The following is a 14,344-nucleotide window of genomic DNA, read 5'->3' as shown; positions in this document are numbered from 1 at the left end:
TTCATGTGGACACTTGTCCTGTTTATCCTGTGGGGAGTCGATATACTATGATTCAGGAAATCCTCAATCGAATTGCCGGACAAGCGCAGCTGTCCGAACCGCTTCAGCAGGAATTGCGGGCGTTGTTTCGAACCTTTCCGACGGATTGCGACCGGGGTGTACATCTGCTCCGAAAGCGGGCGGGCCAGGTGCTGGTTTATTTGGAGGACCCGGCGGATTCCGTATTCCTGCTGCTGCGAGGAACGGTCAGCTGCATATCCCCCATGGCAAACGGCGCCCAATACCGGTACGCCCAGTTTGCGCCGCTGTTTTTCCTGGGGGAGTTGGAAGCGTTTTCTGCCTGTCCGGTCTATCGGAGCACCGTTGTCTGCAACAGTGCTTGTACCTTTTTGCTGCTGCCGCGGGAGACGTACCTGTATTGGATGCAGCACGATGTGCAAAGTCTCTATGCCCGGACCTGTGCGATCACCACCAACCTCAGCGCCCAGGCCCGCATGGAGCGGGAGCGGCTGTTCTGCACGGGCCTGCAAAGGCTGGCGGTCCATCTGATAACCAATGGCCGGCAGGAACCGGGCAAACCAACGCGGTACACGCTGCGCCAAACGCTGCAAAGCATTGCCGACAGCATTGGCAGCAGCGTCAAGACGGTTCAACGTGGGCTGACACAGCTGGTTCAATGCGGCGCCATTTGCCGCGAAAGAAACCGGGTTTGTTTCAACGCGGAACAGTACGCCATGCTGCTGGCCCTGGTGTTTCCAGACGAGGCGGCGACGGAGGAGAGTACCCGGTATCCAACCAAAACAGAATCCATGGATAAAGGAGTATGCCGTCATGAATGATTTTGTCTACGAAACTGTAACGTCCACCCATCTGAACTACCACCAGAAGCTGGCGGCCCTGTGCCATGCGGCAGAGGATACGCTGGATGTTCTGGAGATTCCGGAGAAATTCCGCTACTATCAGGACCACGGCGCCTTGTGCGACATGAACGAAGGCCATGCTCCATACCGTCCCCGGTATGTGATGGTGGATTTCGAGAAGTTTGTAAAGAACGGAAGCAAATTTTTGAAGATTGCTCCGCCCAAGACGCTGGATCAGCTGATCTGGAGTCTGGAGGTGCTGTACCAGTACATTCCCTCCATTACCACCAAGCCGGTGTACCTGGGCAATCTGGACACGCTGATTGAACCGTTTCTGGACGGTGTCAGCGACGAGGAAGCTTTGTATCAACTGCGGTACTTCCTGGGCTTCTGCAACCGCGTCATTGCCAACGCCTATTCCCATGCCAACCTGGGGCCCAAGGCGACCCGGGCCGGACGGCTGCTGTTGCAGCTGGAGGCGGAATTGCAGCTGGAAGTCCCAAATTTTTCTCTAAAGTACGACCCGTCCATCACCCCCGATGACTTTGCGGAGCAGGCGGTGCTCTGCTCCTTAAAGTGCGGTAATCCGGCGTTCTGCAACGATGCCATCCACAGAAATACCTATACCTTGGACTATGGCGTTTCCTCCTGCTACAATGTGCTGCCTCTACGGGGCGGTGCGTACACCCTGTCGAGACTGGTGCTGCCGCGGCTGGCAGCTATGGCAACCTCTGTGGAGCACTTTATGGAAACGCTGCTGCCGGAGGCCTGCCAGGCACTGGGCGAATATATGAATGCCCGCATTGCGTTCCTGGTGGAGAAATCCGGATTCTTCCAGTCGGACTTTTTGGTACAGGAAGGTCTGGTGGAGCGGGAACGCTTCGTTGGCATGTACGGCGTGGCCGGTCTGTGTGACTGCGTCAACCGGCTGCTGGCCGACCGGAATCTACGGTATGGCCGCGATGCGGAGGCCGATGATCTGGCTGCCCGCATTATGGCGTATATTGAGGACTTTGTGGCCAAGTTCCCGGCGCGTTACTCTGAGATCGCCGGCGGCCATTTCCTGCTGCACGCACAGGCGGGTCTCGCCACTGATGAGGGTGTGACCTCGGGCGTGCGCATTGTGGTGGGCGACGAACCGGAAAATCTTTTAGACCATTTCCGCCACTCCGCCCGGTTCCATGCTTATTTCCCCACTGGATGCAGCGATATCTTCCCCTTTGACCATACGGCGGAGCGAAATCCGGCCGCCCTGGTGGACATTATAAAAGGTGCGTTCCAGATCGGCGACAAGTACTGTGCGTTCTATGGAGCAGACGGCGATATGGTACGGATTACCGGCTATCTGGTCAAGCGTAGCGACTTGGAAAAGTACGACAGGGGAGAAGTGGTGCTGCAAGATAACGTCATCAACGGCAGCAGCAACTACAAGCTCAATCGGCTGCATGCCAGAAAGGTCCGGTCGGTGGAATGAACAAAGCCCCAGTCAACAAAATTTTGCCCTACAGTGTGGTGGATGGTCCGGGCAACCGGGTGGCCATCTTTTTACAGGGGTGCAATTTGCGCTGTGCGTACTGCCACAATCCGGAGACGCAGACGCTGTGTACAGCCTGCGGCCTCTGCGTGCCGGTTTGTCCCAACGGCGCATTGGAACAAACGGAGACGGGAATCCGCTGGCAGCCGGAACGCTGCTGCAAGTGTGATCGATGCATCCAGACGTGTCCGCAGTTCAGTGATCCGCGGGTCCGGTGGATGACACCGGAGATGATGATGGAGCAGGTGCGTCGCAGCATTCCGTTTATTCGTGGTATCACCGTTTCCGGCGGAGAATGTACGCTGCATCCCGCGTTTCTGACGGAGTTGTTTACACTGGCCCATGGGGAAGGATTGACTTGCCTTCTGGACAGCAACGGAATGTGTGACCTGTCTGCGTCTCCGGCACTGATGCAGGTCTGTGACGGTGTGATGCTGGATGTCAAGGCATGGGACAGCCGCGTGCATCAAGCATTGACTTCCAAGCCGAATGATATGGTCAAAAAGAACCTGCGGTATCTTGCGGCCCGTGGGCTGCTGACAGAACTCCGTGTGGTGAATCTGCCGGGACAGGTGGACGTAGAGGCTGTTTTACGGGGCATTCCGGTGCTTTTGGGCCGGGAAACCGTGGCAGACATTCCACTGAAATTGATCCGGTTTCGTCCTATGGGGGTACGGGGACCGGCGGCGCAGATGTCCTCGCCCACCACGGCAGAAATGGAGCACTGGGCCCAAATAGCGGCCCGAGCGGGCTTCGACCATATCAGTATCCTGTAACTGCAAAACCAATGTGGAAATTGACAGAACAAAGAGGTATGAGATGAACCGCATTTTCTTGTTTGTATTGGACTCTTTCGGCATCGGCGCCCTGCCGGATGCCGCGCAGTTTGGTGACCACGGAGTGCATACGCTGGCCGCGTGCGTATCTTCCGGCGAACTGCACATTCCGAATCTGACTGCCGCCGGATTGGGAAATATCGATGGTGTTGATTGCCTGCCCCAGGTCCAGACGCCGACGGCGGCCTATGGAAGGATGGCCGAAGCCTCCATGGGTAAGGACACGACCATTGGTCATTGGGAGATTGCCGGTATTGTGTCGAAGCAGCCGTTGCCGACGTATCCCAATGGCTTCCCGGAAGAGATTATAGAACCGTTTTGCCAGGCGACCGGCCGGGGTGTTCTGGGCAATATTCCCGCCTCCGGTACGGAAATCATCGCTCAGTACGGTGACGAGCACATTCGTACCGGAAAATTGATTGTGTACACATCGGCGGATTCTGTTTTTCAGATTGCGGCCCATGAAGAAATCCTTCCACCGGAGGAACTCTACCGCTATTGCCGGATTGCGCGGGAGCTGCTGCGAGGCAAGCATGGCGTGGGTCGTGTGATTGCGCGCCCGTTTGTCGGCACGTCCGGAGCATATCGGAGAACCGCCAACCGTCATGATTTTTCGCTGGAGCCGCCGGCAGAAACGATTCTGGACGCACTGCGGGATACGGGGCATGATACCATTGCAGTCGGAAAAATTTTTGATATTTTTGCAGGAAAAGGCATTACGGAGCATGTGTATACATCATCCAACCGCAATGGCATGGAGCTTGCCATGCAGTATGCGCAGAAAGACTTCCACGGACTGTGTTTTGTCAATTTGGTGGATTTTGATATGCTGTTCGGCCATCGGAGAGACCCGGTCGGATACGCCCGCGCCCTGTCGGAATTTGACGCCTGGCTACCCGGTTTCCTGAAACAGATGGGCGAGGAGGACTTGGTAATCCTGACGGCTGATCACGGCTGTGATCCATCGTATCAAGCCACTACCGACCATACCAGAGAGTATGTACCGCTGCTGATGTTTGGGAAAAATGCGGCGGGCAAGCAGCTGGGAACCAGAAGTAGTTTTACAGATGTTGCGGCCACTATTGCAGAGCGATTTGGAATTACTTACGCAACGCCGGGGGAGAGCTTTCTGATAAAATCCTGAGTGTTCCTATTCCAATTGATACCCCAAAAATGAATTCTGAAAAACCTTCGGTGCCATTTCGGCATGGAAGGTTTTTTGGCATCTATAGCTGTTGTATATAATTTGTAAAGATTGACAATCTGTAGTTTTCTTGTCAGGATAACTATTATAATATGGAAGTAAACATGTGTTGCTGTGAATGGGAAAGGGGTTGCAAAAGAGAAAAACTCCGTTATACTACCATATAAAACAGTATGATTCTTATGAAAGGAAGACGATGCCGTGGGAATGAAAACACCAAAATTCCAGTTTCATCGGCCGAACCGGGCGCTGCTGGAAGCGACGCTCCAGGAAGAGGGGCACCGCATGGCGGCGGTGGCGGTCCATTTGGCGTGGCAGCTGGGACTGCTGCGGCAGGAGATCCACGATCTGACCTGGGAGCAGGTGGATTTTACATCCTCTGTGGTCCGCTTGCCGGACCGGGAAATCCCCATGTCACCGAAGCTACAGGTCTATTTGCAGGAATTGCAGATGGAGCGCAGGAACGTCTCCGGTCCGGTGGTGCTTTCCGACAGAGACCGGCGGCAGCCTACAGAACAGCATCTGTCCTTTGTTGTGCGGCGGTTGATGAATGAGATCGGGCAGGAGCAGGTACGGCTGTTGGATTTGCGCTATGACTATACGGAACGTCTGCTGCAAACCCACAGTTGGGAATATGTCAGCCGGGTGGCTGGGATGGATGTCCGGTCTTTGCAGCTCCACTTTTCTCGACCGGATGATTGCTGGTCGGAGCCGGAGGAAGAGGAGACGGCCATTGACGCGCAAAAGTTACAGAAGATCATCGAAAACGAGGGCTACAGCGCGGTTGCCGTAACGCTTCGATTGGCCTGGCAGCTGGGAGTGCCCAAAACCGTGATCCACTCGCTGCAATGGGACATGGTGGACTGGCAGACTGGGACTTTGAATGTGGCAGGGGAAAAGCGTCGCATGCCGCAGGAGCTGTGTTCCTTTTTAAAGGAGCTGGAAGCCAGAAACCGTCAATGGTCGGACTATATTCTAATTTCCGACCGGGCGCATAAGGAGATTGAGCCGTCTCATTTATCTCGCATGGTCCGGGCGGCATTGGTCCGGGGCGGATGCCCGAAGGTGACCATGCCCATGCTGCGGCGGGATTGGGAGATGCAGGCCCGTTGGGCCAAGCCCATCCGTACCTATCTGGAACACCACGGTCGTATGGTACGGCGGGAGGTCATGGAGCTGCTGAATCTATCGGGAAACCATGCCAACCGGGTCATGCAGTGGCTGACAGAACGGGGCGTGGTGGTGACATCGGGCAGAAGCTACTATTTGGCAGGTACGATCGTGCCGCCAGACCAGCAGAAGGAAGTAATTTTGGCTTATCTGGCCAATCATCCGGGGTGCCGGTGCGGCGAGCTTGGAAATCTGCTGGGGCTGGCGCAAAAGCACTGTCTTACCGTGCTGCAAAAGCTGATGGCACAGGGCTTGATCGAACGAAAGAACAACCGATATTATGTCACAGAACCGTAATTTTGTGAAAAACTGTGTTAGTAATGTTTCTTAATATTACAGTTAACATTCATAAAAATAAATCAAATAGATATTTTAAACGAAAAAACCACGTTGTATGACAAAAAGATTAAAAAGGGGGGGCCCCCGTTTACAAGGGGGGCGGGATGTGGTAAACTTTATCATGCAAAGGGACGAGACGTTCCCTGGCAGTCTCCGGCGTAGATACGGGTAGGCTAGCCACGGTATGTATACCGGGCGGCACGGGGACGAATTGTACCTTTGACAATTTTTATAAGGAGGAATTCCTAGAATGAAGAATCTGAAGAAGGTTCTTGCACTGGTTCTGGCTATGAGCACTGTGTTCGGTCTCAGCGCCACTGCCGGTGCAGCAGCTACCGATTTCAACGATTACAATGAAATCGGTAACAAGGAAGCTGTTGAGGTTATGGCCGCTCTGAATGTCATCGGCGGTAACAACAACGGCGACTTCAACCCCGACGGCTACCTGACCCGCGCTGAGATGTGCAAGATGGTGTCCTACGTCATGAACGGCGGCAAGGCTCCCGTTCTGAGCACCAGCGCTACTCCCAGCTACAGCGACATCAAGGGCCACTGGGGTGAGGCTTACATTGAGTATGCCACCAGCATGGGTATTGTTGGCGGTGTCGGCGGCGGCAAGTTCTCCCCCGACAGCAGCCTGACCGGTACTCAGGCCGCTAAGATGATGCTGACCGCTATGGGCTACGACGCCACTGTGTTCGGCTTCGGCGGCACCGGCTGGGACGTCAACGTCAACCGTTACGCCAATGAGGCTGGCCTGTATGACGACCTGTCCGACATGCAGCCCAACCTGCCCATCACCCGTGACCAGGCTGCTCAGCTCATGTACAATGCTATGCAGGCTACCATGATGAAGCGCAGCTGGTCCCTGAACCCCGCTACCGGCGAGCAGACGGAGAGCTACAGCCAGTGGATCATCACCAACAACGATGGCACCACTACTCCTGTTACCCTGCTGAGTGAGAAGTACAATGGCGCCATTCAGATTGGCTACATGAGCGACTTCTCCTATGACTCCGTCAAGAACGAGTGGACCTACACCTTCGACTCCACCACCAACACCTTCGGCGGCAACAGCATCACCGCTCAGAACAAGATCAACAATGGCACCACCCAGAAGTCCAGCGTGGATTACACGGATCTCTTCGGCCAGCAGGTCAAGGTGATCTATAACACCAAGGACCAGAAGGTTACCTACGGTGTCTACGCCAACGACAGCTCTGTTGTTGCTACCGGCGCTACCGGCAATGTTGAAGATGTCAACAACACCGCCAACACTGTCACTGTGTCCGGTAAGGACTACAAGCTGAAGGACAGCGCAAGCAATATCAACGTCTACAACGTTGGTAGCACTGCCTATGCCACCGGCTCCGATACCAGCGTTCTGAAGCTGGCCGGCCTGAAGACCGAGAAGAGCGCTTACGACTTCAAGCTGGTTGACAACACCGGCGACGGCAAGATCGACGCTGCTATCTGCACTCCCATGACGGTTGCCAAGATCAACTATGTGGGCAAGGATACCGTGCAGTTCAGCAACGGCATCGGCTCCGTGAAGATCGACGACCTGACCACCTATAGCGGTTATGCTGCTGGCGATTGGGTTTACTACATTAAGGCTGCCAACTCTTCCACTGAGAAGGATACCATCGTGAAGGCTGATCTCAAGACCGGCACCATCGACGGCGTCCGCGGTGGCGACACTGTTACCGCCTACACCGAGTACCAGATCGGTGGTACTTGGCTGGCTGCCAGCAACGTCAACCCCTACAGCGCCAACATTGTGAAGGCTGAGGTTGGTGACACTGTGGAGTATGTCTCCCTGGGTTCCACCATCTTCTACAGCAAGATCACTGATGTTGCTGCCACCAGCAAGAGCATTGCTATGGTTGTGACCGCTGGTACAACTAGTGCTACTAACGGCCTGACTAACGGCGAGCTGCAGGCTAAGCTGCTGTTCGCTGACGGCACCAGCAAGACTGCCAAGATCACCAAGATTAACGGCGCTTCTGTGGGTACTGCTGATGTGAGTACTCTGAATGACCTGATTGGCACTCTGGTTACCTATCGTCCCGACGGTTCCAGCTATGAGCTGACGACTGTGAGAAACGATTCCAACCCCAGCGACAATGTTAACGATGCCAACCTGGCTGGCTACAAGGCCCTTGTGATCGCGAACCCCGGCTACAACAATGGCAAGGTCAATGGTCAGGAACTGGCTGACGATGCTGTTGTGTACTTCTTCGGCAGCACCGTGGGCGTTGGCGCCAGCAACAAGGCTGATGTCTACACCGGCAAGGAGATCAAGAACACTTGGGGCACCGCTACCAAGGCTCTGACTACTTCCGTTCTGACTCAGGAAGTCAACGGCTTTACCTATGCTAAGGTCGCTGTGATTGTTGATCCCTCTGGCCTGCCCGAGATCACTGCTGGCTCCAACTACGGTTATCTGTCTGCTCAGACCTACCGTACCACTGAGGACAACAAGACCTACCTGAACTTCACCATCCACACCGCTAACGGCGAGCTGAAGGCCAAGGCTGAAAGCACCGACGCTCCCAACACCTATCCGCAGGGCGCTGTCATCACCTATGACGTTGTCTCTGACGGTGTGATCAAGAACGTCAACCTGGCTAACGTTACCACCGGTATGGTCACCGGCTGGGACGGCGACTCCAAGATCGCTTTGGACTACACCTCCAGCGAGGTCAACGCTAAGGACACCACTGTGCTCTATGTTGACTCCGACAAGAAGATCGGCGTTGAGGGCGGCTCCATCCAGAAGGCTGCTGACATGAACGGCGACGGCACTGCTGATCAGGCTAACGTCCGCTACATCCTGGCTGCCAACCATGTTGTGCTGCTGGTTGTTGATGTCAACAACGAGATGAAGGCTAACCCTGTTAGCGCTACCGCTTCTGTCACCACTGAGACTGCTCTGAAGGACGCTCTGAAGTACGACAACATGACCGTTACTGTGAGCGACAATGTCAGCGTGACCGGTGGCCTGCACCTGAATGGCAACACCGTGAGCGTTGCCAGCGGCAAGACCCTGACGGTTGACAACCTGTACCTCGAAGGCGGCAACCTGGCCGGCGCTGGTTCCGTGAATGTTACCAACACCACCTACATGGGTTCCACCCTGTCCGTGGCCAACTTCACGACCGTCAATGCTGATATTGCCTCTGGTGCTTCCATGGTTATCAGCGGCGGCAACGTCACCATCACTGGCAACGTGACTGGCAGCGGCAAGCTGACTGTCAACAATGCTGCGGTTGTTACCATCACTGGCTCTGCTTCTGTTGTGATCGTTGTTAACAACACCGCTAGCGTGGCTGTTCATGGCGGCATGACCGGTAGCGGCACCATCACCAACAATGGTACTGGTACTGTTACCAACAACGGCACTGGCGTTTACAAGAACAGCCAGGACACCACTACTAAGGCTGTCAAGGTTGTTAAGTAAGCATAACTGCTGAACCGTCCTAACGGACACCCCGACCCCCGGGCTTCGGCCCGGGGGTTTTTATTGTTTATCCCTTAATGTTTTACAAATCGGTAATTTTCTGGTATAATACCGAAAGACTACTAATGGTTTGGAGGGAAACAACTATGAATCAATCCCGCGCTGCAAAATATGTGGCGTATTTAGTAACTGCAATTATAATGATTGCTTTATCAGTTACTGTGTTATTTGCAGCCTGCTTTGTTCTGGAGACAGAAAAGAAGGTGGCTCTTTGCTCGACTGTGGCTATTGTGGCCATCTGTGTTACGCCTCAGTTCCGTCGTCGTCTGCGGGAACAGTGCAGTATTTTCTTTTTGCTGGTGACAGCCTATATTTTACTGGCAGGTGCGTCCACATTTTACGCCTATGCGCCGAAATTTGCTCTATCGGAGTTTTCACGCCTTTTGGCAGCCTACGCTGTTTTTCTGGCGGTGTTCTCATTTGCCAAACGAGAGACATTCCCCAACGTCGCTGCAGTATTGTGTGGCGCTACCAGTCTGTTAAGCCTTCTGCATCTGGATGCTGCTTCTGCAGGACTAATAGCCCATGATATCATGCGTAAGTTTCAAATGTGGACGGGCGGCTATACCAACGACCAGTATGGTCAATATACTTATGGATACAATGCAATTGCAGGCCGAGTTTCAGGTTTGTTTGGTAACTCTAATTCTATGGCAACCATGTGTGCTATTGGTATTTTCTTGGCGTTATATTTGCTATTGCGCGCCACGGGTTATCGACGTTTGCTGCCATGTGTTGCGCTATTAATTAATGCTGTGACCTTCCTCATGTGTATCAGCTTGGGGGCGACTATGTCACTTGGATTGACCGTTTTACTGGTACTGTTATTTCTACACGGCGCGTATAACCGCTTGAATTTTTTACTGGTGACCTTGGAGACATTAGCTGTCTCTGACGCAGTTGCTACGCTAAGTTTTTCGCATATGGGAAACAATGCGACTGGCGGATATCTGGTGCTAGTATTTTGTGCGATTGGCAGTATTGTGCTCTTTGGGGTGGATTGGCTGCTTCGGCCTCGAGTTGTAGAGCTCCTCAGCAAAAGAATTAAAGCTCTTTTACTTGGCCTAATAGTTCTTGTGGTTTTATTAGGGGCTGCTGGCCTAGTAGCATTTACGCAGACTTCCAATGTGGTACTACAGGGAGAAGAGTCTGTCTATAAGCGTTTTTTTCCTGGCACCGGTTTGTGTGAAATTTCTTTGCAGATAGAAGGGAACGCCAATTTATGGATTGCTAGCACATCCAAGGCCGAAATCCTTATGAAAGAAGCAACCGTGCTGTCAGATGCTCCCTATGAAGGACCAGTAGAAATTGAGATCCCAGAGGATGCCATTGAGCTACAGATCATTGTAAAACCCGTTGAAAGCGCTGCAGTGACTGTACATAGCATTTCCTATTCTGGTTCAGAGAAATGTGGGAGTCTCGCTGCAGGCTATCGTTGGATTTCTAATGAAATGATGGAGAGATTTCAAGGCTTGACTACGAACCATAGCGCCATACAGCGCTTGATCTTTATGCAGGATGGCTTGAAAATGTGGAAGCAGAATCCGGTTTTTGGACGAGGTTTAGGTGGCTTTGAAAATGGGCTGGCATCGGTTCAGAACTTTTTTTATGAGACCAAATATGCCCATAATCACTATATCCAGGTGCTCTGTGATCTTGGATTGGTGGGATTACTGCTGTTCGTTTCTATGCTGGGCGTTGCCATTCACAATCTCTGGTTATTGCGTTGTACGACAGGAGAGAATGAGGCGCTGATTCCAGCTTTGCTGGGGGCAGTGCTGATTTTTGCAATACACAGCGGGCTTGAAATATCTGCATCTATGGCGGAAGTGTCTATTTTGGCGTTTGGTACATTCGGGCTAGTGGCATACAGCTCACCAGTGCTTGCCCCAAGGAAACACTATGGAAGAATCATCGCATTGGCAGGATCTATTGGTTTGGGGATTCTATCGACGGTCTATGGTTTTTTTCTGGCTCAGAATGCCCGCGCTACTGAAATGGTTCTGGGGGAAACAGTTACAACATCCCAGCTGAAAAAGTGTGTACAAATGGATGTATTTGAGGGGGACGATTACCGTTTGACCTATGTGGTTGCTGCTATGTCAATTCAGGATGAAGAAGTATATCAGCAGGCGGATATCTATGCGGATGAACTTCAGGCTGCAAACTCCAATGCAGTGGGTCCTTACTTGACTGAATACTATTTGCACCGCGGCAACTATGAAAAAGCTAAGGCTGCATCGGATAAGTTCCTTGTCTATACACATTCTAATGTAGACAGCTGGAATTCACAATTTCATATTTTTGAAAAGGCTATAATGTCCGGAGCCGACGTAGAGCAAATGCAGGGTATTGTGCTGGATACCTATGGGCAGTTCGAGAGTGTTAGTCGAGAACAACTGGACCATCCACTTCTTGATAGTCGCAGTTTATCCTTTATGACAAGAATTTTCTCTACGGAAGGTACGGTGGAGCAACGTGTGAATATGCTTCTTGTTGACAGCCGGTATTTACCAGATCTAAATGAAAATGGTCAACCGGACAGTGCGGAAATTGTAGCTGGTGAGGTGGTGTGGGACAAAATGGGTGGATTTACCAATACATTTGTGGAAAACAGTACCATTCGGTATCAAATTACACCAGCACAAGGTGGCACTTATACACTAACAGCAGAAACGAGCAATCCGGAAGGGCTTAGCCTAGTTATAGAGAACTATGAATCTGAGTATACGTATACAAATAACAGTGTCAGCCTTCAGTTTGTCATTCCAGAAGAGATGGCGGAAGAGGAATTTAATCTGGTTATTTCTTTGAAACCTGGAGTTTCTGTAGGTCGTATATTCGGAATACGAGCATCGAATTGACTAGTTGGTTTTGCTCCCCAAATCTATACGTGCTGACTAGACTATCAACCTAGTCGGCACGTATTTTAATAAGATACTGACTATTGACAGGCCAGTATCTAACACTCCGGCAAGGATAATCCATTTGACATTGGGACGATTAGGAGATATAATAAATAAAATTGTCGAGATTTTGCATAAGGGGTATAAAGATGAAGTTGCTGCATCAAAAGTGGTTTTATGTGATAGCGGACGGCATTTTATCGATACTGACATTTTATATGGCAGCAATTTTACGGTTTGCAGGTGTGGTTGACCCGGAATATCTTGTACACATGCCTAGTGTAGCTGTGGTTGCAGCCGGAACATTGATCCTGGGAGGCCTCCTTTGTGGAACATACAACAGCCTATGGAGTTATATGGGCTTTGATGAGATGTTCCGGCAGTTGGGGGCTGCTTGTGTGTCTGCCCTTGTTTTGTTTATGATCAAGTTAATGGGTGCTGTGCCGATTTCCGGCTCCATGGTCGTGATCTATTGTGTACTGGCATTTTTCTTCACTACCGCAGTCCGAGGACTGTCCCGGTTCAGCCGTTGGTGTGGCGCTCGCTGGGAGATTCATACCGGAAAAAGTTTGCCGGCCGTTGTAGTAGGCGCCGGCAACGCCGGTTCTGTGGTTATCCGCCGTCTTCAAGACAGCCCCATGGAAGGCTTTTATCCGGTGGCTCTGGTAGATGATGATCCCATGAAGCAGGGACGTCGGATCAGCGGAATTCCGGTGGCTGGTCCTGTCAGTAATATTGCAAAAGTCTGTGACAAATACGGTGCAAAACAGATTGTCATTGCTATTCCCACGGCCACGGAGGAGCAACTCAATCATATCCATAAAGTGTGCGCCACAACCAAACTGCCGGTAAAGCTGTTCCAAAACGTCAATGATATCGACGACTATTTTCGTGGCAACAGCAGAGCTTTGCGGGATATCTCCATTGAGGATCTCCTGTTCCGTGATACAGTAAAGCCCAATATGGCGCCGGTCTATGAGTTTCTCCGTGGAAAGTGTGTGCTGGTCACCGGTGGCGTCGGCTCCATTGGTTCGGAGATTTGCTGCCAGGTACTGGAGCATGGTTGCAGTCATCTGGTAATCTTTGATATCCACGAGAACGGCTTGTTTGCCATCAATGAGGAATTGAAAGAGAAATATCCGGCGGATCGCTACTCTCTGTGTATCGGTTCGGTGCGGGATGAGAAGCGCTTGGCAGAGCTGATGGAGCGGTTTCACCCAGATATGGTGTTCCATGCGGCGGCGCATAAACATGTTCCAATGATGGAACTAAACCCTATGGAGGCCATCAAAAACAACGTCTTTGGCACAAAATATGTGCTGGAGGCCTGCGCTGCCTACGGTGTCAAGCGATTTATTTTGATCTCTACCGATAAAGCTGTCAACCCTACCAACATCATGGGCGCTACCAAGCGTATGGCCGAATTGCTGGTGCAGAGTATGAACGGCCAGGGTGGCTGCGAGATGGCGGCAGTCCGTTTTGGCAACGTGATGGGTTCCAATGGCTCCGTGGTGCCGACCTTCCGTAAGCAGATCGAGGCAGGTGGACCTGTCACTGTGACCGATAAGGAAATGCGCCGCTATTTTATGACCATTCCAGAGGCAGTATCTTTGGTTCTATCCGCTGGAACGCTGGCTAAGGGCGGCGAGGTGTTTGTGCTGGATATGGGTAAGCCTATCAAAATCTATGATTTGGCATGCAGCATGATCCGGCTGGCCGGCTATGAGCCGGAAAAGGATATTCCTATTAAGATCATCGGTTTAAGGCCGGGCGAGAAGCTGTTTGAGGAAATTGCTCTGGACAATGAGATCGTAGACCATACAAGCCACGATAAGATTTTTGTGCTACGCAACCATTACGCAGGACTTCAACTGCCCATTGAGGAGTTAAAAGTACAGTTGCAGAATCAAAATGGGCAGGCTGCCCGTAATTTGGTATTTACGACCATAGAACAAGCAAGGGGATAGAATGC

8 protein-coding genes are annotated in these 14,344 nt (G+C 52.1%); all 8 read left to right on the top strand.

Annotated elements, in window-relative coordinates:
- Nucleotides 1–47 precede the first annotated feature (47 nt).
- The 8 genes from ACTQ33_RS08970 to ACTQ33_RS08935 all read left to right on the top strand — a co-directional run bounded on the left by ACTQ33_RS08970 (nt 48) and on the right by ACTQ33_RS08935 (nt 14,339).
- Entirely contained in the window at nt 48–839 is a 792-nt protein-coding gene (locus ACTQ33_RS08970; protein ID WP_441464036.1) for a Crp/Fnr family transcriptional regulator, read from the top strand.
- Nucleotides 832–2,334 (top strand): YjjI family glycine radical enzyme, encoded by a 1,503-nt coding sequence (locus ACTQ33_RS08965; protein ID WP_441464035.1) that lies wholly within the window; start codon nt 832–834, stop codon nt 2,332–2,334. Before ACTQ33_RS08970 ends, ACTQ33_RS08965 begins: the two co-directional genes overlap by 8 nt.
- Nucleotides 2,331–3,170: a YjjW family glycine radical enzyme activase gene (locus ACTQ33_RS08960; RefSeq protein ID WP_441464034.1), complete on the top strand. Its 840-nt coding sequence runs from the start codon at nt 2,331–2,333 to the stop codon at nt 3,168–3,170. The genes ACTQ33_RS08965 and ACTQ33_RS08960 overlap by 4 nt, the downstream gene beginning before the upstream one ends.
- A gap of 43 nt (nt 3,171–3,213) precedes the next feature.
- Complete coding sequence (locus ACTQ33_RS08955) at nt 3,214–4,374, top strand: phosphopentomutase (RefSeq protein ID WP_441464032.1); 1,161 nt, start codon at nt 3,214–3,216, stop codon at nt 4,372–4,374.
- 267 nt (nt 4,375–4,641) lie between these two features.
- Nucleotides 4,642–5,901, top strand: a complete 1,260-nt coding sequence (locus tag ACTQ33_RS08950; protein ID WP_441464030.1) for a hypothetical protein — start codon at nt 4,642–4,644, stop codon at nt 5,899–5,901.
- 292 nt (nt 5,902–6,193) lie between these two features.
- Complete coding sequence (locus ACTQ33_RS08945; protein ID WP_441464028.1) at nt 6,194–9,406, top strand: S-layer homology domain-containing protein; 3,213 nt, start codon at nt 6,194–6,196, stop codon at nt 9,404–9,406.
- Nucleotides 9,407–9,552: 146 nt separating this feature from the next.
- Nucleotides 9,553–12,330 (top strand): O-antigen ligase family protein, encoded by a 2,778-nt coding sequence (locus tag ACTQ33_RS08940; protein WP_441464026.1) that lies wholly within the window; start codon nt 9,553–9,555, stop codon nt 12,328–12,330.
- A 191-nt stretch (nt 12,331–12,521) separates the two neighbouring features.
- Nucleotides 12,522–14,339 carry a polysaccharide biosynthesis protein gene (locus tag ACTQ33_RS08935; protein ID WP_441464024.1) on the top strand — a complete coding sequence of 606 codons (1,818 nt, stop codon included), beginning with the start codon at nt 12,522–12,524 and terminating at the stop codon, nt 14,337–14,339.
- The last annotated feature ends 5 nt before the right edge of the window (nt 14,340–14,344 follow it).

It is taken from the genome of Candidatus Avoscillospira sp. LCP25S3_F1 (assembly GCF_052117125.1).
In the GTDB taxonomy this organism is placed as follows: Bacteria; Bacillota; Clostridia; order Oscillospirales; family Oscillospiraceae; genus Avoscillospira_A.
Note: the sequence above shows the minus strand (reverse complement) of the source record. Positions and strands in the feature narration are given on the sequence as shown.

Bases quoted from the DNA above. Each gene is read 5' to 3' on its own strand.
- ACTQ33_RS08970 (WP_441464036.1), top strand. From the start codon at position 48: ATGATTCAGGAAATCCTCAATCGAATTGCCGGACAAGCGCAGCTGTCC.
- ACTQ33_RS08965 (WP_441464035.1), top strand. From the start codon at position 832: ATGAATGATTTTGTCTACGAAACTGTAACGTCCACCCATCTGAACTAC.
- ACTQ33_RS08960 (WP_441464034.1), top strand. From the start codon at position 2,331: ATGAACAAAGCCCCAGTCAACAAAATTTTGCCCTACAGTGTGGTGGAT.
- ACTQ33_RS08955 (WP_441464032.1), top strand. From the start codon at position 3,214: ATGAACCGCATTTTCTTGTTTGTATTGGACTCTTTCGGCATCGGCGCC.
- ACTQ33_RS08950 (WP_441464030.1), top strand. From the start codon at position 4,642: ATGAAAACACCAAAATTCCAGTTTCATCGGCCGAACCGGGCGCTGCTG.
- ACTQ33_RS08945 (WP_441464028.1), top strand. From the start codon at position 6,194: ATGAAGAATCTGAAGAAGGTTCTTGCACTGGTTCTGGCTATGAGCACT.
- ACTQ33_RS08940 (WP_441464026.1), top strand. From the start codon at position 9,553: ATGAATCAATCCCGCGCTGCAAAATATGTGGCGTATTTAGTAACTGCA.
- ACTQ33_RS08935 (WP_441464024.1), top strand. From the start codon at position 12,522: ATGAAGTTGCTGCATCAAAAGTGGTTTTATGTGATAGCGGACGGCATT.